The sequence below is a fragment of the Labrenzia sp. CP4 genome (genome assembly GCF_001579905.1).
In the GTDB taxonomy this organism is placed as follows: Bacteria; Pseudomonadota; Alphaproteobacteria; order Rhizobiales; family Stappiaceae; genus Roseibium; species Roseibium algicola.
Genome location: NZ_CP011927.1, coordinates 3431073 through 3453057 on the forward strand (window position 1 = coordinate 3431073; position 21985 = coordinate 3453057).

18 protein-coding genes are annotated in these 21985 nt (G+C 57.5%); 11 read left to right on the forward strand and 7 right to left on the reverse strand.

The genetic code is table 11. The features are described from left to right. Positions 1–53: 53 nt before the first annotated feature. Entirely contained in the window at positions 54–1400 is a 1347-nt protein-coding gene (locus ACP90_RS15910) for a substrate-binding protein (protein WP_031268785.1), read from the reverse strand. 484 nt (positions 1401–1884) lie between these two features. Here ACP90_RS15910 and ACP90_RS15915 point away from each other — a divergent pair, with 484 nt between their 5' ends. The 5 genes from ACP90_RS15915 (at position 1885) to ACP90_RS15935 (ending at position 7779) form a co-directional block, all read left to right on the forward strand. Beyond that, positions 1885–2493: a pyridoxamine 5'-phosphate oxidase family protein gene (locus ACP90_RS15915; RefSeq protein WP_062488896.1), complete on the forward strand. Its 609-nt coding sequence runs from the start codon at positions 1885–1887 to the stop codon at positions 2491–2493. A gap of 225 nt (positions 2494–2718) precedes the next feature. Beyond that, on the forward strand, positions 2719–4761 hold the full coding sequence (locus ACP90_RS15920) for a M3 family metallopeptidase (RefSeq protein WP_062491689.1): 2043 nt from the start codon (positions 2719–2721) through the stop codon (positions 4759–4761). Positions 4762–4878: 117 nt separating this feature from the next. Continuing rightward, positions 4879–5220 (forward strand): DUF423 domain-containing protein, encoded by a 342-nt coding sequence (locus ACP90_RS15925; RefSeq protein ID WP_208993333.1) that lies wholly within the window; start codon positions 4879–4881, stop codon positions 5218–5220. 58 nt (positions 5221–5278) lie between these two features. Then, a complete protein-coding gene (locus tag ACP90_RS15930; protein WP_062488897.1) occupies positions 5279–6709 on the forward strand; it encodes a cytochrome P450 in 1431 nt (476 codons plus the stop codon). Next, positions 6706–7779 carry a lysophospholipid acyltransferase family protein gene (locus ACP90_RS15935; protein ID WP_062488898.1) on the forward strand — a complete coding sequence of 358 codons (1074 nt, stop codon included), beginning with the start codon at positions 6706–6708 and terminating at the stop codon, positions 7777–7779. The genes ACP90_RS15930 and ACP90_RS15935 overlap by 4 nt, the downstream gene beginning before the upstream one ends. A gap of 1 nt (position 7780) precedes the next feature. Here ACP90_RS15935 and fghA read toward each other — a convergent pair whose 3' ends face one another. Together fghA and ACP90_RS15945 are read right to left on the reverse strand one after the other, a co-directional pair. Beyond that, entirely contained in the window at positions 7781–8608 is an 828-nt protein-coding gene (fghA, locus tag ACP90_RS15940) for an S-formylglutathione hydrolase (RefSeq protein WP_062488899.1), read from the reverse strand. A 151-nt stretch (positions 8609–8759) separates the two neighbouring features. Next, a complete protein-coding gene (locus ACP90_RS15945) occupies positions 8760–9872 on the reverse strand; it encodes an S-(hydroxymethyl)glutathione dehydrogenase/class III alcohol dehydrogenase (RefSeq protein ID WP_022999395.1) in 1113 nt (370 codons plus the stop codon). Positions 9873–10264: 392 nt separating this feature from the next. Here ACP90_RS15945 and ACP90_RS15950 point away from each other — a divergent pair, with 392 nt between their 5' ends. The 6 genes from ACP90_RS15950 to ACP90_RS15975 all read left to right on the forward strand — a co-directional run bounded on the left by ACP90_RS15950 (position 10265) and on the right by ACP90_RS15975 (position 17635). Beyond that, the gene (locus ACP90_RS15950; protein WP_062488900.1) at positions 10265–11518 is read left to right on the forward strand and encodes a sarcosine oxidase subunit beta family protein; all 1254 of its coding nucleotides are present in this window, start codon (positions 10265–10267) and stop codon (positions 11516–11518) included. Positions 11519–11532: 14 nt separating this feature from the next. Then, entirely contained in the window at positions 11533–11838 is a 306-nt protein-coding gene (locus ACP90_RS15955; protein ID WP_062488901.1) for a sarcosine oxidase subunit delta, read from the forward strand. Beyond that, the gene (locus ACP90_RS15960; RefSeq protein ID WP_062488902.1) at positions 11835–14837 is read left to right on the forward strand and encodes a sarcosine oxidase subunit alpha family protein; all 3003 of its coding nucleotides are present in this window, start codon (positions 11835–11837) and stop codon (positions 14835–14837) included. The genes ACP90_RS15955 and ACP90_RS15960 overlap by 4 nt, the downstream gene beginning before the upstream one ends. After that, positions 14830–15405: a sarcosine oxidase subunit gamma family protein gene (locus ACP90_RS15965; RefSeq protein ID WP_062488903.1), complete on the forward strand. Its 576-nt coding sequence runs from the start codon at positions 14830–14832 to the stop codon at positions 15403–15405. The genes ACP90_RS15960 and ACP90_RS15965 overlap by 8 nt, the downstream gene beginning before the upstream one ends. A 79-nt stretch (positions 15406–15484) precedes the next feature. Continuing rightward, a complete protein-coding gene (locus tag ACP90_RS15970) occupies positions 15485–16846 on the forward strand; it encodes an HD-GYP domain-containing protein (RefSeq protein ID WP_062488904.1) in 1362 nt (453 codons plus the stop codon). 72 nt (positions 16847–16918) lie between these two features. Then, positions 16919–17635, forward strand: a complete 717-nt coding sequence (locus ACP90_RS15975; protein ID WP_055653958.1) for an endonuclease/exonuclease/phosphatase family protein — start codon at positions 16919–16921, stop codon at positions 17633–17635. A gap of 12 nt (positions 17636–17647) precedes the next feature. Here ACP90_RS15975 and ACP90_RS15980 read toward each other — a convergent pair whose 3' ends face one another. The 4 genes from ACP90_RS15980 to ACP90_RS15995 form a co-directional block, all read right to left on the reverse strand. Beyond that, on the reverse strand, positions 17648–19138 hold the full coding sequence (locus tag ACP90_RS15980; protein ID WP_055653956.1) for an inorganic phosphate transporter: 1491 nt from the start codon (positions 19136–19138) through the stop codon (positions 17648–17650). Positions 19139–19258: 120 nt separating this feature from the next. After that, positions 19259–19744, reverse strand: coding sequence for an NUDIX hydrolase (locus ACP90_RS15985; protein WP_022999403.1), 486 nt, complete (start codon positions 19742–19744; stop codon positions 19259–19261). Between the two features lie 121 nt (positions 19745–19865). After that, positions 19866–21374 carry an inorganic phosphate transporter gene (locus tag ACP90_RS15990; RefSeq protein ID WP_062488905.1) on the reverse strand — a complete coding sequence of 503 codons (1509 nt, stop codon included), beginning with the start codon at positions 21372–21374 and terminating at the stop codon, positions 19866–19868. Positions 21375–21406: 32 nt separating this feature from the next. Continuing rightward, positions 21407–21892, reverse strand: coding sequence for an NUDIX hydrolase (locus tag ACP90_RS15995; protein ID WP_062488906.1), 486 nt, complete (start codon positions 21890–21892; stop codon positions 21407–21409). Positions 21893–21985 lie beyond the last annotated feature (93 nt).

A 21985-nucleotide genomic window follows, 5' to 3' on the forward strand; every position in this document is an offset into this window, starting at 1 on the left:
ATAAGCAGCAGCCGCCGGCGGAGATCCTCCGGCGGCTGCCGACGTTCAAGAGCTTATGCGCCGTTGTTGCATGCGCCGAGTTCGCCACCCAGCATGTCTGCCGGGTATTCGACCTGCGAACGCGGAGTGACTTCCACCACTTCGAGAAGGTCGAACTGGGAGCTCGGGTTTTCTTTACCCTTCACGACCAGGACGTCCTTGAAGCACTGGTGGTCATCTGCACGATAGAGGGTCGGACCATTGCCCATGCCGTCGAACTCGAAGCCTTCGAGAGCTGCGGCGATTGCGCAAGGATCGAACGTGCCAGCCCGCTGTGCGGCATCGGCATAAAGCAGGGTCTGGACGTAGCAGGTATGCGCAGCCTGGCTCGGCGGGAAGCCGTATTCCTGACCGAAGGACTTGACGAAAGCCTTGGAGCCTTCGTCCTGCAGCGACCAGTGCCAGTTGGTGGAGCCGAAGATACCCTTCACGTTTTCACCGGCACCCTGTGCCATCAGACGAGAGTACAGCGGAACCACGATCACGAAGTCCTTGCCGTTGACCTGCTTGTCGCGCAGACCGAACTGAACAGCCTGGGTCAGGGAGTTCACCATGTCCTTGCCATAGTGGTTCAGAACAAGAACGTCAGCACCGGAGTTCAGAACCGGCGTGATGTACTGGGAGAAGTCACCAGCGCCAAGCGGCGTACGAACAGCAGCTGTTGTCTCCCAGCCCATGCCTTCGGTGTACTTCTTGATGGATTCTTCCTGAGACCAGCCCCAGGTGTAGTCGGCGGTAAGGTGATAGGCCTTGCGATCGGTGCCGTAGTTGTTCTTCAGAACCGGAGCCAGCGCAGCGCCGGACATTTCGGTGTTGAAGAAGTGACGGAAACCGTTCTTGCGCTTGTCCTTGCCGGTGGTGTCGTTGGAGTGGGTCAGACCCGCCATGAAGATGACGCCTGCTTCCTGGCAGAGCGACTGCACGGCGATCGCCACACCGGAGGACGAACCACCGGTAATCATGATAGCGCCGTCTTTTTCGATCATGCGTTTTGCGGATGCACGGGCTGCATCAGACTTGGTCTGCGTGTCACCGGTCACGAAGGCGACCTTCTTGCCGTTGACGCCGTTGCCCTTGAGTTCCTTGGACGAGAAGGTGTTCAACAGACCGCCGTCGCCTTCACCGTTCAGGTGCTTGACGGCAAGCTGATAGGCGCGCAGTTCGTCTGCCCCTTCGTCGGCATATGCGCCGGTCTGCGGAACGTTGAAGCCCAGAACGACTTCAGCGCCTGTCGGTTCGTTGAGATAACCGGCAGACCATGCGCGGCTGGTGAAAATGGTCGGCGTTGCCAATGCGGCACCGCCCAATGCGCCAGCGCGCAAAATGGAACGACGATTGAGGGGTTTACGAATTAAGCTCATACTTTCCTCCCAGAAAGGCGTCGCGTACCCACCTCGGGCACGCCTGCAATAGCTGTACAGCTGCAAGCAATTCCGGCTTGTTCCCCGTCCGGGATCCCGGCTCCTCCGCACCAAAACTGCAAGCTGCAATGACTGTAAAAAAATCATCTGCAAAACAGCAATACGACTATCGGATCGCTCACCCACACCAACTCATTATACTTTCGAAGTAATCACGGCTAATCCTCGAATTTCCTCGCGATTTTTATTGCATTGCGTCATTTTGTTTCTTTTTGATTTTCAGCTACTTACTTCTCACGCATACCGCAACGCGAAGTTACCTTGACGTAAAGGTTCAAAAATCCGGAATTTCAAAGCGTTAGACCAAAGTGCAAGATCGTACGGAGCTCAAAGGACGTCCGCGGCGAAATTGACGGAGACGGACACGGGCGGATAAGCTGCGGCTCTCGCCTTCGTCCCCGTACACCCGCCCGGAATCATTTCAATGAGCATCCTCACTTCCCTTGAGGACCTTCACGCACACTACGGTACTGCCGGAGAAGCGTCCTTGATCAAGGAAATCGATCATCTGAGCCCTGCGTATCGCAGGATTGTCGAGGCTTCCAACTTCTGCACACTTGCAACCTGCGGACCAGAAGGGCTCGACTGCTCTCCGCGCGGCGACGACGGAATGGTTGTCAGGATACAGGATGACCAGACGCTGCTGATGCCCGACCGGCGGGGCAACAACAGGATCGACTCGCTGCGCAATATTGTTCGCGACCCGCGTGTCTCGCTCATGTTCATGATTCCCGGATGGAACAACGTTCTGAGGATCAACGGCAAGGCAGTACTGTCCGTCGAGCACGACCTTATTGCCAGCTTCGAGAAAGAGGGGCATTTGCCTCGTTCGGTGATCGTGGTCACGATCGGCTCGGTCTACTTCCAGTGTGCACGCGCCATCATGCGTGCCGGCCTCTGGGAAACTGAGAACAGGACCGGCAAGGGCGACTTGCCGTCACCAGGTGAAATCATGAAGGAAATCAAGGCAAGTTTCGATGGTGAAACCTATGACCGCGAATGGCCGGAGCGTGCAAAGACTTCGATGTGGTAAGCGGCCTCCAAGGGATGCCAATGACATCGAACGACCGATACAAGACATCATGAGGCAAGCGATTGCCGTTGCCTTCCTTACCCGCCAAACAGAAACACCGGTTGCCATATCGCGTTCTGCGGCCTGACCGGCTTCAAGGCGCTATTTAGCCGCAGAGTGCTTGGAACCGATCCCAATCTGCGCCATATGTCGCTGACATCCTTCAAGATACCTTCCGAGGCACAAATGACCGTCAATCCGCTTCTTTCCGACTGGACCACGCCGTTCGACCTGCCTCCCTTCGAGACGATCTCTCCCGAGCATTTCGAGGAAGCATTCGACGCTGCCATGGCGGAAGCCAAGGCGGACACTGACAGAATCGCCGATCAGGAGGTGGCGCCGACTTTTGAAAACACGATTGTTGCCCTGGAGACGTCAGGAAAGACGCTCACCAAGGTTGCAAGGACGTTTTTCAACCTGACCGGTGCCCATACCAATGAGGCCCTGCAAAAGATCGAGCGCGACGTTGCACCGAAGCTTGCCAAACATTCCTCGGAAATGCTGCTGAATTCCAAGCTTTACGGCCGGATTGCTGCGTTGTGGGATCAAAGGGACTCCCTTGGTCTCAATGCTGAAGACGCGCGCGTGCTCGAACGGTATCAGAAAATGTTCCAGCGGGCCGGTGCAGGTCTCGACGATGCCGGCAAGGCGCGGATGGCTGATATTTCGCAAAGACTTGCCACCCTCGGCACCAGCTTTTCCCAGAACGTACTCAAGGATGAGTCGGACTATCAGCTTGTTCTGGAAACCGAGGAAGACCGTGCCGGCCTGCCTGACTTCCTGCTGACGTCGGCTGCCGAAGCTGCAAACGAACGAGGGCTTGACGGAAAGCACGTCATCACGCTTTCCCGTTCCTCGATCGAACCTTTCCTTCAATTTTCCACGAACCGGCGCTTGCGTGAAGAAGCCTTCAAGGCATGGTCCGCCCGGGGAGAAAACGGCGGCCAGACGGACAACCGGGCAATCATCAGCGAAACCCTCAAACTGCGGGACGAGAAAGCCCGGATGCTCGGTTTCAAGAACTTTGCGGACTTCAAGCTCGATGACACGATGGCCAAGACGCCAGACAACGTCAGAGGCCTGCTTGCGAAGGTCTGGGAACCGGCGGTCGCTCAGGCGCGGGAAGAAGAAGCCAAGCTGGCGGACATGGCGCGCAATGCCGGCGAAAACCATTCTATCGAGGCATGGGACTGGCGCTTTTATTCCGAAAAGGTCCGCAAGGCCGAACACGATCTGGATGAAACGGAGCTGAAGCCTTACCTGCAGCTTGAAAACATCATCCAGGCTGCCTTTGACACGGCAACACGTCTCTTCGGGCTTACTTTCAAAGAACTCAAGGACATGCCGGTCTACCATCCGGATGTCCGGGTGTTTGAAGTACTCGGCAAGGATGGCAATCACGTCGGTCTCTTTCTGGGAGACTATTTCGCACGGTCGTCAAAAAGATCCGGTGCCTGGATGAGTGCTTTCCGGTCGCAACACAGGCTGGAAGGCGACGTAACGCCAATCATCGTCAATGTGATGAATTTCTCCAAAGGTGCCAAGGGTGAGGCCACGCTGCTGACGTTCGATGATGCCCGGACCCTGTTCCACGAGTTTGGCCATGGCCTGCACGGTCTTCTTTCGAATGTGACCTACCCCATGATCTCGGGCACCAGCGTCTCGCGTGACTTCGTCGAGTTGCCCTCTCAGCTGTATGAGCACTGGTTGTCTCAACCCGAAGTGCTTTCAAAATACGCCGTTCACTACAAGACCGGCGAACCGATGCCCGAAGCACTTCTCGATAAGCTGCTTGCTGCCGCCAATTTCAATCAGGGATTTGCGACGGTAGAGTATACGGCTTCCGCGCTGATCGATCTCGAACTCCATCAATTGGAAGATCCGGCAGACCTAGATGTTGCAGCCTTCGAAAAGGAAGAACTCGGCAAGATCGGCATGCCGCAAGCCATCACGATGCGTCACCGTATCCCGCATTTCCAGCATGTCTTTTCGGGCGACGGCTACGCGGCTGGATATTACAGCTACATGTGGTCGGAAGTGATGGATGCGGACGCGTTTGAGGCATTTGAAGAGAAGGGCAACGTATTTGATCCGGAAACGGCTGGAAAACTGTTGACCTACATCTACTCAGCCGGTGGCCGGCAGGACCCGGAAGCCGCGTATCTCGCATTCCGGGGGCGTGCGCCACGGATCGATGCTCTTCTTGAAAAGCGCGGCTTTGCTGCCTAATCCGACCCCTTCTCCAGGCCTGCCGGCTTGCGCCGGCGGGTCAAACGTTTCCAGGACAACCGGATGACCCACATGCAGCCTCAGGCGACCCCGACCGCTCCTCTTCTCAGAACGGGCATGGCCATGGCCGGTGTCTCAGGTGCAGCCGGCGTTGTAAGTCTGGCATTGTCCGCGCACGCCAGCGCGTCAAGCCTGATCGAAACCGCTGCACACATGCTTTTGTTTCATGCGCCCTTGTTTTTGGGGATCGGTCTCCTCGCCCAATTGCGGAGAGTGCCGCTCCTTCCCGTCGTTTTGATATTCCTTGCCGCAGGACTGTCCCTGTTCTGTGGTGACCTGTTGATGCGGGCTTTTCTGGAAAGGCGCCTGTTTGCGATGTCGGCGCCAATCGGCGGCATGATGGTGATCCTCGGATGGCTGATGCTCGCGCTCTGTGCTTTACGTGTTCGGCCCAAGTGACTAAAAGCCATCTGACAGGTTATTCCGGTAAAACCAGAACCAATTCGGATTATTTTTAGTGACTGTTTCCGCACAAATTTCAGGCGACACCCAAAAGGCCGAACCGACAGCCACCAAGGCTGAAGACTTCGTGCCGCCCTACCCGTTCCGCTATGAAAAGATGCCGCCGGTCTGGAGCCTGATCGGCATGGCCAAACGCAATTTTCTATCTATTTGGGGCGTTGATGATTTTCAAAGCCGCCTCAGAAGCAAAAAGATCTTCACTCGTGAACTGGTGATCTGCAACCGGCCAGACGTGGTTCGTGAAGCATTCCAGACCAATCACGAGGTCTTGCAGCGCAAAAGCCCGCAAATGCGTCATGCCTTGCAGCCTCTTCTCGGCGACGGTCTTTTTATCAGTGATACCGACACCTGGGCGAAACGCCGCAAGGTGGTAGCACCGATCATCCACGGCTCGCGCGTCAAAGGATTCGCGCCGATCATGATCGAAACCATCGAGGAACAGCGAGCCGACTGGGCATCGCAGGGCGAAGGCGCTGAGGTCGATGCGCTCGCCGATATGGCACACCTGACAGCAGAGATCATTTGCCGGACCATTTTTGGGCGCCAGCTGGGCAAGGATCATGCTGCCGAAGTCGTTCAGGGTTTTTCGGATTATCAGCGCCATATCGACCAGGTCGACATCCTCTCCCTCTTCGGACTGCCCGAATGGCTGCCACGTTTTCGTGGTCGTGCGATCAAGAAACCTGTCGAGCGCATCATGACGGTGCTCGACAAGATCATCGCCAACTACGAAGCGCAGAAGGAAAAAGGCGAAGCATCCGTCATTGGCGGTTTGCTGGAAGCGAGAGACGAGAACGGCGAACCACTGAGCCGTGAGGCAATCATCAGCGAAGCTGCCGTGATTTTCATGGCCGGCCATGAAACAACCGCCAACACACTGGCCTGGGCCTGGTTCCTGCTGTCCCAATGCGACAAGAGCAGGGCAAAATTGCAGGCCGAACTCGACACGGTCCTTGCCGGCCGGTCACCAACATTCCAGGACGTTCCCAACCTGCCCTACACCAAGGCTGTCATCGAGGAAACCTTGCGGCTGTATCCGCCGGTCCCGATCCTTGCGCGAGAGGCAATGGCCGACACAAGCATCGGCGGCAAGTCAGTGCCAAAAGGTTCGCTGGTCATGGTGGTGCCATGGCTTATGCATCGCAATCCGGTGCTATGGTCGAAACCGGACGTTTTTGATCCCGGCCGTTTTCTCAATCCAAAATCGAAAAAACCCAATAAATACGGGTATGTCCCCTTCAGCATCGGCCCGCGCATTTGCGCCGGACTGCAATTCGGCATGACAGAAGCAATTCTCAGCTTGGCCATTCTCGCCCAGGATTTCGAACTGAAGCTGAAAGACGGTACGGACGTCCAGCCGGTAGCGCGGTTGACCTTGCGCCCTGGTGAAAACCTGCCAATGACGCTGCACCCGCGCCATTCATGACCAAACAGACGCGGCTGGAAGATATTCCCTTCGCTGAAACTCTTGCAGTAGAGCCCGCCGCTCCTCGTCTACGGGATCTCTTTTCTCAACAGGAGGCAGAGCGGGAGGCAGCTCGGCTTCACTGGTTCGTTCATGTCAAGGACGGTGTCCTGAACACCCTTTTTCATCATTCGCTGAAGCTGTGCCCACCAGCTTTCGCATCGGCTTTCGGCAATTTGCTCGTGCCGGTAATGCGCTGGTCATATCGAGACAAACTGTTTCCGCAGCGCATCAGCTGTAATTTTGAAACGCTGACCGTCAACCGCTGGAACACCGACACGGGCCAGAAAGCGGGACTGAAACGATGGTGGCACAACATCGGCCGGACGATGTCCGAGTTCTGCATCGTCAACAAGTTATGGAAAAGTGCTCGTATTGAAGTTGAAGGGCTGGAACATCTGAAAGCGGCGCAGGCCAAAGGCGCACCAGTGATCTTCACATCCATGCATCTTGGCACCTGGGAAGCACTTTTCGTGGCAATACACGAGGAGCTCGCCGGACCGAGCATCGGTCCATTTCAACCGGAACCAAACCGGTTCAAGAACCGCATTGTTCATGCCATCCGCAGGGAGCGAAACCAGTATCTTTTCCCACCGGGGCAAAGAAGCGCGTATCGGCTACACCGGCTGATGAACAACGGACAGTATTCCATGACCATTTTCGTGGACGAAGTTCGCGACAAGCAGGTCCATCTGCCCAGTTTCGGTCGACCATTACCGAAAAAAGGAAATGCGATCGTCGCGGTGAAGATCGCCAATTCCTGCGGCGGCACAATTATCCCGACATATCTTGTGCGACTGGGACCGGCCCGTTTCAGGATGGTCCTTCTGCCGCCTCTGGAAAGACCTGAAGAAACCACCGGCTATGGTCTACATGACGCAGTCCGGGCCATGAACGATGTGTTCGAACCGATCGTTCTCGAACACATCGAAGAATGGTACATGTTAGGCGAATTGAGATTGCCCAGAAAATTCGCCCAAAGCGCCTACGCGAAAGCCTTGAGCGAAAAGAACCAAGCCCGAAAGTGGTAGATTATCCCTTCAGTCGCTCGGCATGCCAGGCGACGTGGTCGCGCGCGAACGTTGACACGAAATAATAGGAATGGTCGTAGCCTGCCTGCAAGCGGTAGGTGTGAGCCGTCTTCGTTTCGGTCAATGCATCGATGAGTGCAGCGGGTTTGAGCAGTTCGTAGAATTGATCGCCTGCACCCTGATCAATCAGAACATCACCGGCCCAGCCCTTTTCCTTGACCAGAACCGTCGCGTCATGCGCTGTCCAGAGTGTATCATCAGCTCCGAGATAGGCCCCAAGCTGTTTGCGGCCCCAGTCGGAAGCCGTGGGGTTTGCGATCGGCGCAAAGGCTGACAATGACTGATAATGCCCGGGATATTTCATTGCCAGCGTCAACGCGCCGTGCCCGCCCATGGAATGCCCGGTGATCCCGTGATGCACGGAAACTGGGAAGTTCTCGGTCACCAGATCGCGCAATTCGCTGGCAATGTAGGTCTCCATCTGGAAATGCGGCGCCCATGGAATCTCTGTCGCGTTGACATAGAATCCCGCCCCCTGCCCCAGATCATAAGCCTCATCATTGGCAACGCCCTCGCCACGCGGGCTGGTGTCCGGAAAGACGACGGCAATACCAAACTCTGCTGCATGGGCCTGCAGCCCGGCTTTGGTCATGGCGTTTTCATGGGTGCAGGTCAGACCCGACAAATACCAAAGACATGGCACGGGGCCGTCCTTGGCCTGCGGCGGAATGTAGACCGCAAAAGTCATTTCACAACCACAGGCTTCCGACATGTGGCTATAGACACCTTGGGTGCCGCCAAAGGACTTGTTTTCGGAAAGGGTTTTCATTGTCAGTCAATTCCAATCTCTGAATAGCCGCCTATCCAAAAGGACTTCTCCGGCCTTGCCTTGCCAGACCGGAGAGACGCAGCATGCGCGTCCCCACTTTCGCAGAGACGACGCCTTGGCAAAATGTCGGCGAGTTACGCCTGACGTTCGATCAGTAAACCACCACCGAGCGGATCGATTCACCGGAGTGCATCAGATCGAACCCCTTGTTGATGTCTTCGAGAGGCATCGTGTGGGTGATCATCGGATCGATCTCGATCTTGCCGTCCATGTACCAGTCAACGATCTTCGGAACGTCCGTGCGGCCACGCGCACCACCAAATGCGGTGCCTTTCCAGACGCGGCCAGTCACAAGCTGGAACGGACGAGTCGAGATCTCAGCACCAGCCGGAGCAACACCGATGATGATGCTCTCGCCCCAGCCCTTGTGGGCTGATTCAAGCGCCGTACGCATGACATTCACGTTGCCGGTCGCATCGAAGGTATAGTCGGCCCCACCTTTGGTGAGGTTCACAAGATACGGAACAAGGTCGCCGTCTACTTCACTCGGATTGACGAAATCGGTCATGCCGAAACGCTCGGCCATCTCTTTCTTTTCCGGGTTCAGGTCAACGCCGACAATCTGGTCGGCACCGGCAAGACGCAGACCCTGGAGAACGTTCAGACCGATACCGCCGAGGCCGAAGACAATCGCACGCGAACCGATTTCCACCTTTGCGGTGTTGATCACCGCACCGATGCCGGTCGTAACACCACAGCCGATGTAGCAGACCTTGTCGAATGGCGCGTCCGGACGGATCTTCGCCAGGGCGATTTCCGGTACGACCGTGTAGTTGGAGAACGTCGATGTGCCCATGTAGTGCAGGATCGGGTCACCATCGAGGGTCGAGAATCGGGACGAGCCGTCCGGCATCAGGCCCTGCCCCTGTGTCGCGCGGATCGACTGGCAGAGGTTTGTTTTCGGATTGAGGCAATATTCGCAGGTCCGGCATTCCGGCGTGTAGAGCGGAATGACATGGTCGCCTGGCTTCAGGGTAGTCACACCCGGGCCAACCTCGACAACGACACCTGCCCCTTCGTGACCCAGAATCGCGGGAAACAGACCTTCCGGATCCGCACCCGACAGGGTGAATTCATCGGTATGACAGATGCCGGTTGCCTTGATTTCCACCAGCACTTCAAAAGCGCGCGGGCCTTCAAGCCTTACAGTGGTGACTTCAAGCGGTTTTCCGGCCCCAACGGCCACAGCGGCGCGAACTTCCATGAAGGATCTCCTGATGTGTGTTTCCCGGGGAGAGTTAACGTCCATATCTGCAAATGCAAGAACCGATGCGGCATCCGCTGTCGGGATTGCGCTATTCGATGAAATCTACCCCGTCTGACACCTTGCAGGAAGCGCTGAAATCCATTGTTTCTCCGAGGGTTTGGTTAGTCTGGCACAATTCATCGCAGGCCGTAAGACACCCATGTCGCATTCAGACAAGCATGCGACTGAAACCTTATACGCAACCTCGACCCCAATCGCGAATATGCCTCCCAATGGACGAGACTCCGGCCGTGTCGCTAAAGTCGTCGTTCAATTGCGTATTGACCCTGACGGCCGGCCGAGCGGATTTATCCGATTAGCTTGCCGGCAACGTGCGGAGCCGCTGCTTCATGAAGCGATATTCCTTTCTGGAACTGGCGAAAAACGCCTTTTCCGCGCACCAGAACTGGGGCCGCCAGTGGCGCGCTCCGGAACCCAAGGCCGAATATGACGTCGTGATTGTCGGCGCCGGCGGGCACGGTCTGGCAACTGCCTATTACCTTGCCAAGGAACACGGCATCCGCAACGTCGCGGTCATCGAAAAAGGTTGGCTCGGCGGTGGCAACACCGGTCGCAATACGACCATCGTGCGCTCCAACTATCTGTGGGAGGAAAGCGCCGGGCTCTACAATCACGCAATGGGCTTGTGGCAGAACCTGTCCCAGGAACTGAACTACAACGTCATGTATTCTGCACGTGGCGTGATGATGCTCGCGCACACGGTTCACGATGTTCAGGTGGCACAACGCCATATTCACGCCAACCGTCTGGCAGGCGTTCAAAATGAGTGGCTGACGCCGGAAGAGACAAAGGAATATTGCCCGCCTCTGAACATTTCAAAGAACATCCGTTATCCGGTCATGGGCGCAGCCTTGCAGCGCGTCGGCGGCACCGCCCGTCACGATGCGGTCGCCTGGGGCTATGCCCGCGGTGCCGATGCCCTGGGTGTCGACATTATCCAGAACTGCGCCGTCACCGGCATTCGCCGCGGCCAGAATGGGGCCGTCGAGGGTGTGGAAACGGTCAAAGGTTTCATCAAGGCCAAGAAGGTCGGTGTCGTCGCAGCCGGTCACACGTCTGTCGTCATGGACATGGCCGGCGTCCGGCTGCCGCTGGAATCCTTCCCCCTGCAGGCACTGGTCTCCGAACCCGTGAAACCTGCCTTCCCGTGCGTGGTCATGTCAAACACGATCCATGCCTACATTTCGCAGTCCGACAAGGGTGAGCTTGTGATCGGTGCGGGCACTGACCAGTTCGTTTCCTATTCGCAGGCTGGCGGCATTCACATCACCAACCACACAATCGACGCGATCTGCGAACTTTTCCCGCATTTCCGGCGCATGCGCATGCTTCGCAACTGGGGTGGTATCGTCGACACGACGCCTGACCGTTCGCCCATCCTGTCGAAAACCCCGGTTCAGGGGCTCTACGTCAACTGTGGCTGGGGCACAGGCGGCTTCAAGGCGACACCCGGATCCGGCCATGTCTTCGCGCATACGATTGCCAAGGATGAGCCGCACCCGATCAACGCACCTTTCACCATCGACCGGTTCCGGACCGGCCGCCTCATCGACGAAGCCGCTGCAGCGGCCGTGGCCCACTAGGGGAGATCACAAGAATGCTGCTGATTTATTGCCCCTACTGCCAGGTCGAGCGTGCAGAAACGGAATTTGCCTGCCGCGGTGAAGCCCATATCGCCCGACCGGCCGATCCGAGCCAGGCCACGGACGAGGACTGGGTGGAGTTTCTGTACATGCGCGACAATACCAAGGGTGTAGCCGCCGAGCGCTGGCGCCATATCCACGGCTGCGGACGGTTCTTCAACGCTGTCCGCGATACCGTCAGCGACAAATTCCTGAAAATCTACAAGACCGGCGAACCGAAACCGGATCTTGAAGCGCTTGCCAAGGAGGCCGGCAAATGAGCCAGCCATTCCGTACTGAAAAAGGCGGCCGGATCGACCGCGCCGAGCAACTCACCTTCACCTTTGACGGCGAGGAAATGCAAGGCCACAAGGGCGATACCCTTGCCTCTGCGCTGCTTGCCAATGGTGTTCACCTGGTCGGTCGTTCGTTCAAGTATCACCGTCCGCGCGGCATTCTGACTGCCGGTTCGGAAGAACCGAACGCGCTGGTCGGGGTTTACCGCAACGGCGATCAGACGCCGAACCTGCGCGCTACACAGGTTGAGCTCTATCAGGGCCTTGAAGCCGTTTCACAGAACCGTTTTCCCTCGCTCGGGTTTGACATCGGCGCCGTGAACGATCTGCTTTCGCCGTTGTTTCCGGCCGGGTTCTACTACAAGACCTTCATGTGGCCGCATGCCTTCTGGGACAAGGTCTACGAGCCGATCATCCGTTCGGCGGCCGGTCTCGGCAAACCACCGAAAAACCCGGATCACGACTTCTACGGTAACATTTACGCCCACTGCGACGTTCTTGTCGTCGGCTCCGGACCAACCGGACTTGCAGCGGCTCTGGCTGCGGCAGAGACCGGTGCCAAGGTGATGTTGGTCGACGAGCAGGCCGAATTCGGCGGTTCACTGCTTTCTGAAGTCAGCGCAAGCATCGACGGAAAGGATCCTGCGGAGTTCGTTTCGGAAACCATCGCAAAGCTTGCCGCGATGGACAACGTCACACTCCTGCCGCGGACAACGGCCTTCGGTTATTTTGCGCATAACTTCATTTCGCTGGCAGAGCGCATCACCGAACATTTGCCCAACCCGGATCCCAAACTGCCGCGTGAACGACTGTGGCAGGTGCGCGCCAAGGAAGTGGTGATTGCAGCCGGTGCGATCGAACGTCCGATGGTGTTTCCGGAAAACGACCGACCAGGCATTCTGCTTGCGGAAGCTGGAAGAACCTACCTCAACCGCTATGGCGTCAAAGTCGGCAACAAGGTTCTGGTGGCGACGGCCTGCGACAGTGCGTGGCAAGCGGCATTCGACCTTGCAGACCATGGTGTCGACGTTGCCGCCATCGTGGACATGCGCGAAACGCCGCCTGAAAGCCTGGTTGCAATCGCTGAAGCCAGGGGCATTCGTGTCGAGGCAGGATGCGTTGTAACAGGAACTCTCGGTCGCAAGCGTGTCAAAGGCGCCTTGCTCGGCCGGATGATGACATCGGGACAGGTTGCCTCCGGTGGCCAGATTGCGTGCGAAGCGCTGTTGATGTCAGGCGGCTGGACGCCGACCGTCAGCCTGTATTCCCAGTCTCGCGGCAAGGTCGTCTGGGACGCGGACAAGGGGGCCTATGTTCCCGGTATTTCCGTTCAGAAGGAACGTTCGGCAGGCGGCTCCAAAGGCCTCTATGGCCTGCAGGCAACGCTTCACGACGGCTATGCGGCCGGTGAAGAAGCAGCCAGGGCCGCAACCGGCAAGTCCGCAAAACTGACCTACGTCACGGCAACGGGTGGAGAAGCCGGATCAGGCGGCATCCTCGGCGCCCTGCCCCACGATCGAAACGCTTCACGGGTCAAGGCGTTCGTCGATTATCAGAACGACGTTACCGCCAAGGACGTCAAGCTGGCGGTGCGCGAAGGCATGCAGTCCATCGAGCATATCAAGCGCTACACCACCACCGGCATGGCCACCGACCAGGGTCGTCTTTCGAACATGAACGCCCTGGAGATCGCATCAGGGGCCTTGCAGAAGCCGGTAACGGATGTCGGGCTCACCACATTCCGCCAGCCCTACACTCCAACGACGTTCGGTCTCTTTGCCGGTGTATCGCGTGGCGACTTCTTCGACCCGGTTCGCAAGACACCTTCCCATGACTGGGTGGTGGAGAACGGCGGCGTCTATGAGGACGTTGGCCAGTGGAAGCGCACTTGGTACTTCCCGAAGAACGGTGAAGACATGCATGCGGCGGTTGCTCGCGAATGCAAGACCGTCCGCGAAAGTGTCGGGCTGTTCGATGCCTCCACGCTCGGCAAGATCGAAATTGTCGGACCGGATGCGGCCGAATTCCTGGAGCGGATGTACACCAACCCGTGGAAGAAGCTGGCGCCCGGCCGCTGCCGCTATGGCCTGCTGCTCAATGACGCCGGTTTCATCACCGACGATGGTGTTATCGGACGCCTTGCGGAAGACCGTTTCCATGTAACCACCACGACCGGCGGCGCGCCGAGTGTGTTTGCGACCATGGAAGACTACCTGCAAACAGAATGGCCGGATCTCGATGTCTGGATCACGTCGACCACCGAACAGTTTGCGGTCGCCGCGGTTCAGGGACCGAAGGCTCGGGAGGTGATTGCGCCCTTTATTGAAGGTGTCGATCTTTCCGCCGATGCCTTCCCGCACATGAGCGTCAAGGAAGCGACCTTCTGCGGCGTTCCCTGCAGGCTTTTCCGGATTTCCTTCACCGGTGAACTCGGCTTCGAAATCAACGTTCCCCGCCGTCATGGCAAGATGATGTGGGAAACGCTCGCCAAGGAAATCGAGAAGCACAACGGCACCGTTTACGGAACGGAATCCATGCACGTGCTGCGCGCAGAGAAGGGTTACATCATCGTCGGTCAGGACACGGACGGTACCGTTACCCCGCAGGATGCCGGCATGAGCTGGGCGATCGGCAAGAACAAGTTCGACTTCGTCGGCAAGCGTGGCCTGGCCCGTACTGACCTTGTTGCAGACGGTCGGAAGCAATTCGTGGGCCTGCTGACGAAGGACCCGAAAGTGAAGCTGGAAGAAGGTGCCCAGATCACGACTGCCGAGAACCCCGCCACCGGCACGCCTGCGGAAGGTCATGTCACCTCGTCCTACTACAGTCCGGCGCTCGACCGTACGATTGCCCTCGCGATCGTGAAGAACGGCCACGCACTGGATGGCAAAACGCTCTATGTGCCGATGCCGACCGGAAGCATTCCGGTCGAGGTGACGAGCACGGTGTTCTATGACAAGGAAGGAGCACGGATCAATGTCTGAACTTCTGGCAAGCGATCTGATCACGCCGGACGCGGGTGAAACACCGCTTCTGAGCTTACCGTCGGTCTCCATCCTGAAAGCTGCGCCCATGACGCGACTTTCCCTGCGTTGCCGTGAAGCTGCGCAAAAGGAAGCCGGCACGGCATTTGGTGCCTCACTGCCGCTTTCTCCCTTGTCGAACTCCACTTCCGCCAAGCGGGCAGCGCTCTGGATGGGGCCGGACGAGTGGACCTTGCTTGCACCTGAAGAAGACCTCAGGGCAGTGTTCGACGGCATCGAGGAAAAGCTCTCAACGCATCCTCACGCCTTGGTTGATATCTCCAACCGTTCGGAAGCGATCATCATCAGTGGCGACAAGGCTGCCTGGTTGCTCAACACCGGGGTCTTCATCGATTTCTCGCTTGAGGTCTTTCCGGTCGGCACAGTGACAAGGACCCTGTTTCACAAGTCTCCAGTGATGATCTGGCGGACAGGCGCGGACACATTTGTGGTGGAAGCCTGGGTTTCCTTCATGGACTACGTGGCAGGTCAGCTTGTCCAATCGGCTACAGAGCTGGAAGCAGCCTGACCGGGGTCAGTGAAAACACCTGATTTTAACGAAGCTTTGCGAGCCTCGCGGAACACATCGTTGCGCGAGGCTCGCTCTTATGTCCGAACAGGTTTCCAGAAAACTCAGGCTGGCGGAGCTGCTCGGCGCACTCAGTCACGCTTTGGACATCACGGAAGGCCAGCCACGTGGCCACTGCGTTCGCTGTTGCTGGATCGGCATTCATATCGGACGACAAGTCGGGCTGACTGAAGCCCAACTCAGTGATCTCTATTACACGCTGCTTTTGAAGGACCTTGGCTGTTCAAGCAATGCAGCGAGGATCTGCGAGCTTTATCTCACCGACGACCTGACTTTCAAACACGACTTCAAGACGATCAGCGACAGCCTGCCTGCGGCCCTGCGTTTCGTGCTTTCTCACACCGGGTTGAAGCACGGCTTTGCAGAACGTGTGCGCGCCATCGTCAACATTCTTCAAAATGGCGGCGACATTGCAAACGAGATGATCGAAACACGCTGCACACGCGGCGGCGACATTGCCCGCCAGATGCATTTCTCGGAAACTGTCGTATCCGGAATTTACAGTCTGGATGAACATTGGGACGGCAAAGGACGGCCGCACGGCATTGTGGGCTCCACCATCCCAGTATTTTCCCAGATCGCCTTGCTGGCACAGGTCATGGATGTCTTTCAGATCAATGCAGGCGTACAGGGGGCCTTGCAGGAATTGAAGGAACGGGCCGGCAGCTGGTTCGACCCCGCCTTGGTGGCTGCAGCAGCAACCGTCGCAAGTAGTCCCCAGTTCTGGAACGCCTTGAAGTCGGACAACCTCGACAAGATCGTCTACGGTCTTGAGCCAGCGCAGAACATTCGTTTTGCAGATGAGGAGCAGCTCGACGACATAGCCCACGGCTTTGCGCTCGTGATCGACTCCAAAAGTCCCTACACCGCCGGACACAGCGAGCGCGTAACGCTTTACACCGACATGATCGCAGAAGAGTTGGGTTACGGAATGCGTGACCGGCAGTTGCTGAGACGGGCGGCTCTCCTGCACGACATCGGCAAACTCGGCGTCAGCAACTCAGTCCTCGACAAGCCCGGAAAGCTCGATGACCTGGAGTGGGAACAAATCCGCATGCATCCCGTTTACTCCGACGAGATCCTCTCCAGGATCGATACGTTCAAGGACCTGTCGCCGATCGCGAGAGGGCATCATGAAAAACTGGACGGCCGCGGATATCCGGACGGGCTGACCACAAGCAGGATTTCGATGGAAACGCGTATTGTCACGACGGCGGATATTTTCGACGCATTGACCGCAGAACGGCCTTATCGTGGACCGATGCCGGTGCCCAAGGCACTCGGCATCATGGAAAGCGAAGCCGGCACAGCCCTTGATGCAAAATGCCTTGCTGCACTCAAACGGGCGACGGAGCGCATGGAGCAGACAAAGGCTGCCTAAATTGGTCGCAAAGGCGGCCAAATCAACCTATTCCCCTTGCAACTTTTAACGTGAGGCCTTCACTCTGCGCCCATGCTGAAAATCGGTTCTTACAACATACAAAAATCAATAGGCGTCGACGCGCGCAGGCGGCCTGACCGGACGCTCAAGGTTATCCAGGAACTGGACTGCGACATCCTGGCCTTGCAGGAAGCAGACAAGCGCTTCGGACCACGGGAAAGCACCCTCGACAGAGACACGATTCTTCAGGAAACGGATTACCGCCCCGTTCCGTTCGCGACGGGCGACAAGAGCCTGGGCTGGCACGGCAACGCGATTCTTGTTCGAAACTCGATCGGTATTCTCGACCATCGCCGGCTAGATCTGCCGACGCTGGAACCACGTGGTGCGGTTGCTGTCGACCTTGAAGTTGCCGGTGAAAAAATCCGTGTGGCAGCCATGCACCTGAGCCTGATCGGTCACTTTCGAAAAAAGCAGATAACCTCGCTCATGCATCAGCTGCACGAGCATCTGGATTATCTGCCGACAGTTCTGATCGGAGACCTGAACGAATGGCGAGACACGGCAGGCAGCATCAAGCTGTTTGAAGAACGCTATGAGGTGACGACGCCGGGACGGAGCTTTCCCAGTCCCCTTCCCGTCGGCAGCCTGGACCGGATCATAACCAGCCCGGAATTTGTCGTCCGGCAGGCTGGCGTCCATAAATCGAAGACGGCACGCGTTGCTTCCGACCATTTGCCGGTCTGGGCCAACCTCACCCTGGAGCCGGCCGGACATCTACCCGGTTAGAAATCGCCTTTATCAGGCAATCAGCTTGACCATGACGAAGTAAAGCCCGGCGGACAGGACGGCAGCAGCCGGAACGGTGACGACCCATGCGGCGACGATGGTCATGAAATGCGCCCGGCGTACCAAGTGACGGCGTGCCTGCTCCTCGCGATTGCGGACAGGTCGTACCACGTTGCCATTGCCTTGTTTCTGGTTCACGAAATCCAGGCGGCGCTTTGAACGTTCCGTATACCACTCCCGGAAGAACCCAACACCGAAGACAGCTCCCACGGCGATGTGCGTGGAACTCACGGGCAATCCGAAACCCGAGGCAACAATCACCGTGATGGCAGCTGACAGCGAAACGCAGTAGGCCCGCATCGGATTGAGCTTGGTAATCTGTTGGCCGACCATTTCGATCAGGCGCGGCCCGAACAACAATAGGCCGAATGAAATGCCGAAGGCACCGACTGCCATGACCCAGAGCGGAATGCTCACCTTGGCTGCGACGTCTCCGAGTTCCGCCGTGTGAACGATGGCGGCAAGTGGTCCCACAGCATTTGCAACGTCGTTCGCTCCGTGGGCGAAGGACAGAAGAGCCGCCGAACAGACAAGCGGCACGGAAAACAGGATACGGAGAGACTGGTTGCGGTTTTCCAGCCCTTCAGACTGACGCCTGATCAGCGGTCGCACGATCGCCCAGACCGCAAGCCCGACAACAACCCCAAGCAACAATGACATCGGCATGTCGATGTGCACGATCTTCTTCAGGCCCTTGAGTGCCAGGTAGCTGGCAAAGGTTCCCGACATGACACCGATCAGAACCGGAACCCATTTGCGGGCAGCGGCGATTTTGTCGTCCTGATAGATGATGAAAGTCTTGATGAAGGCCAGGAAACCTGCAGCAACCAGACCGCCGAGGAACGGCGAGATGACCCAACTTGCTGCGATACCGCCCATTGTCGCCCAATTGACCGCGCTGAAGCCAGCCGCCGCAATGCCAGCTCCCATGACGCCGCCAACGATGGAATGCGTTGTCGAAACCGGCGCACCGATCCAGGTGGCAAGGTTGATCCAGAGTGCTGACGACACCAGAGCCGCCATCATCGCTGCCATGAAGACATTGGCATCGGCTACCGAAGCGGGATCAATGATGCCCTTGGAGATGGTGCTGACGACATCCCCACCTGCGATCAGGGCCCCTGCGCTTTCAAAGACGGCCGCTATGATCAGCGCCGTCAGCAGCGTCATGGCCCGCGAACCGACGGCTGGGCCAACATTGTTGGCAACATCGTTAGCACCGATATTAAGTGCCATATAGGCGCCGATGGCTGCCGCAGCGACGATGATGACCGTTCCCGGTGCTCCCGACATGGAGGCACCGGCACCAAGGGCACACAAGACAATAAAGACCAGCGCGATGCCCGGCGCAATCAAGCCACGTCCAAGAGACCCGGCGGCCTCTTCCATGTAGCTCAGCTTGTCTAGATCCTTGTCGAGGGTCGGCTTTTTCAAATTCGGCATGGGCGTTCCAGTCGGGAAGTCCTTTGAAGGCAAGTCTTGCAAGCCAAGCGTCATCTGGCGCCTGCCTTAAACAATCGTCCGAAAAGGTCAACCAAAACGGCCCTCATTGGCCAAAATTTCTTAGTTGGGTAAATTTTCCAGTTTGCGAAGCACCTTCACGAGGCCCGGATCGCCGGCAAGCCGCATGGCTTCCTGTATCGGAAGCCACCGGACGTCGCGCTCGTCCTTGTCGGGAAAACTGCTTGTCGTGCTTTCAACGTCGACAAGGAACACAAGAACTTCCGTCCTGAGCTGCAAGCCGCCTTCGCCGCCTTTGTGTGACTGAAAACTGGCAAAGGGTTTCTTCTGCGCATTTCCAATAACGCCTGCCTCTTCGAAAGCCTCTACCGCTGCGGTGTGGTGTGCTTTCAACGACATGATCGGCCAGCCTTTGGGAAGGATCCAGCGATGCGTGGATTTGGTCGTCACAAGCAGGACTTCCCGCTCCCCGTCGCGCAAACGATGGCACAACGCTGCGATCTGCAATCTCGAAGGGCGCCGGAACAACAGAAGCAGGTTCTGAAACCAGGAAGTCCGGGTGTCGATTGCTGAATAAAGCTGCGCCATGGTGCCCTTTCCGAAATGTTGGTGACACTCGGAAGATAAGGCCGGAACTCGGGCTTGTCCAGAAAATGCGCACTGTGTGCTGCTTGTTATCCGTCGAACTTGTTAGGGCAGAACGGAATTCTCATGAGAGGACGAGCTTGAGCACCGTGAATAGGCCGGCGGCCAGCAAGGCTGAGGCGGGAACTGTGACAACCCAGGCTGCGATGATGGTGATCAGGCTAGATCGACGCACCAGAAGGCGTCTGCGACGCTCTTCCCTGTTTTTCATCATCTTGCGCGGTTTCATGACCCCGCCTTCCGCAACATACTTGTTGCGATACCATTCCCGGTAAAAACCCACACCGAACAGCGCACCAACCGCAATATGAGTGGACGATACCGGCAGCCCCGCACCAGAAGCCGTCAGCACGGTCGCGGCGGTTGCCAGGGTGATGCAAAAGGCACGTACGGGACTAAGTTTGGTGATCTTCTTGCCGACAACAGTGACAAGCCGTCTGCCGAACAGCAGAAGGCCGGCGGAAATCCCGCATGCGCCGACTGCGCTCACCCAGATCGGTACTTCGGGATTGAGCGCCCCCAGATACCAAAATACGAGATCCGGAAAATCATTCGATTGGCTGAGAACGATGGCTGCCAGCGGCCCGATGGCGTTTGCAACGTCGTTGGCACCATGGGCAAATGACAGCAAACCTGCCGCGACCATGAGCGGTACTGCAAACAGGTTGCGCAAGGCGCGCGCACTGTTTTCCAGTGTAAGCGTTTGGGCGTGGATCACCCGGCAATAGATCCGCCAGACAACGAATCCGACGGTGAGCGACAGCACGATGGCGAGCCATTCAGGAACAGAGATGAGCCGATCGGACGTTTTCAGCAGAATGTAGCCGGTGAAGGTCGCCCCCATGAGGCCCAGCAGTATCGGCAACCAATATCTGGCAGCTTTCAGCCGGTCCGGCGTATAGACGACCCTTGAATTGATAAAGGCCATGATCCCGGCCCCGACAAGACCGCCGAGCACCGGAGACAGAACCCAGGAAGCAGCAATTGTCGAAATGGTTGTCCAGTTGATGGCTGCAAAGCCGCTTGCCGCGATCCCGGCGCCGACAACACCGCCAATGATCGAATGGGTGGTCGAAACAGGTGCGCCGATCACAGTCGCGAAATTGATCCACAAAGCTGAGGCAGCCATGGCTGTCAGCATTGCCAGCATGAATTCCGAACTGTTTCGGACATCGCTGGGGCTCAGGATATCACCGGAAACGGTCGAGACGACATCCGCTCCGGCAAGCAATGCGCCCGCGCTTTCGCAAACGGCCGCAATCAGCAAGGCGCCGGTGAGGCTGACGACGCGCGCGCCCACGGCAGGACCGACATTGTTGGCAACGTCGTTGGCGCCGATATTGAGCGCCATGTAGCCGCCAATTGCACTGGCGGCCACAAGGATGAGCATGTTGGAGAAACCGCTGGAAGACACCTGGAATGCGGCAACGCAGGCGCAGATCACCAGGAACACCAGGGCAAGACCCGGTCCGACAAGACGCCGGCCCATAGCCTCCGCCGCCTCACTGACAAAGCTGATCTTGTCGAGATCCTTGTCCAGAGCCTTCTTTTTCAGGTCCTTGTTGGTGAGCACCCGAACACGCCTCGCTATCCCTCAGGAAATGTCTAACAGATTTGCGATTTGTGCTGCCGCAAAAACCGTCTCAGCGCCGGCTCTTCGGCGGCCTCGATTGCCTTCGAGAAGGGCAGCCAGACCCTTTTGCGTTGCCCGAGTTCAGGAAAGTCTTTCAACTGTTTTTCAAAACGGATCTTGAAGACAATCACCTTGGTACGGATCTTCAATCCGTCCGCAAGGCCCTTGTAGGACCGGAAGCTGCCAATGGCCCGCGGTTCGGCCGTGCCGACAATTCCCGCTTCCTCATAGGCTTCGATCAACGCCGTTTCAAATGCGGGCTTGTCCTTTTCAGGCCAGCCTTTCGGCAAGATCAAACGGCCGGTCTCGCGGGTCGAGACCAGGAGAATTTCAGGCTCCGCCTCGCCCGGACGCACGCAAAGAGCCGCGATCTGCAGACGGAGCGGTTTGACAAACAAACCTGCAATACCGTGCAGCCACGATGCATCCCGCGCTGTCAGTGCCTTAGCGAATCCCATCTCCACACCTGTTGTTCTGGAACAGCAGGTGTATAGGGAGTTCCCTTAGGGACGTCTAGAGAAAAGTGCACTCGGTGCGCGCACATTTTTATT

Coding starts and splice junctions, on each gene's coding strand:
- ACP90_RS15910 (WP_031268785.1), bottom strand. CDS start 1,400: ATGAGCTTAATTCGTAAACCCCTCAATCGTCGTTCCATTTTGCGCGCT.
- ACP90_RS15915 (WP_062488896.1), top strand. CDS start 1,885: ATGAGCATCCTCACTTCCCTTGAGGACCTTCACGCACACTACGGTACT.
- ACP90_RS15920 (WP_062491689.1), top strand. CDS start 2,719: ATGACCGTCAATCCGCTTCTTTCCGACTGGACCACGCCGTTCGACCTG.
- ACP90_RS15925 (WP_208993333.1), top strand. CDS start 4,879: ATGGCCATGGCCGGTGTCTCAGGTGCAGCCGGCGTTGTAAGTCTGGCA.
- ACP90_RS15935 (WP_062488898.1), top strand. CDS start 6,706: ATGACCAAACAGACGCGGCTGGAAGATATTCCCTTCGCTGAAACTCTT.
- fghA (WP_062488899.1), bottom strand. CDS start 8,608: ATGAAAACCCTTTCCGAAAACAAGTCCTTTGGCGGCACCCAAGGTGTC.
- ACP90_RS15945 (WP_022999395.1), bottom strand. CDS start 9,872: ATGGAAGTTCGCGCCGCTGTGGCCGTTGGGGCCGGAAAACCGCTTGAA.
- ACP90_RS15950 (WP_062488900.1), top strand. CDS start 10,265: ATGAAGCGATATTCCTTTCTGGAACTGGCGAAAAACGCCTTTTCCGCG.
- ACP90_RS15955 (WP_062488901.1), top strand. CDS start 11,533: ATGCTGCTGATTTATTGCCCCTACTGCCAGGTCGAGCGTGCAGAAACG.
- ACP90_RS15960 (WP_062488902.1), top strand. CDS start 11,835: ATGAGCCAGCCATTCCGTACTGAAAAAGGCGGCCGGATCGACCGCGCC.
- ACP90_RS15965 (WP_062488903.1), top strand. CDS start 14,830: ATGTCTGAACTTCTGGCAAGCGATCTGATCACGCCGGACGCGGGTGAA.
- ACP90_RS15970 (WP_062488904.1), top strand. CDS start 15,485: ATGTCCGAACAGGTTTCCAGAAAACTCAGGCTGGCGGAGCTGCTCGGC.
- ACP90_RS15975 (WP_055653958.1), top strand. CDS start 16,919: ATGCTGAAAATCGGTTCTTACAACATACAAAAATCAATAGGCGTCGAC.
- ACP90_RS15980 (WP_055653956.1), bottom strand. CDS start 19,138: ATGCCGAATTTGAAAAAGCCGACCCTCGACAAGGATCTAGACAAGCTG.
- ACP90_RS15985 (WP_022999403.1), bottom strand. CDS start 19,744: ATGGCGCAGCTTTATTCAGCAATCGACACCCGGACTTCCTGGTTTCAG.
- ACP90_RS15995 (WP_062488906.1), bottom strand. CDS start 21,892: ATGGGATTCGCTAAGGCACTGACAGCGCGGGATGCATCGTGGCTGCAC.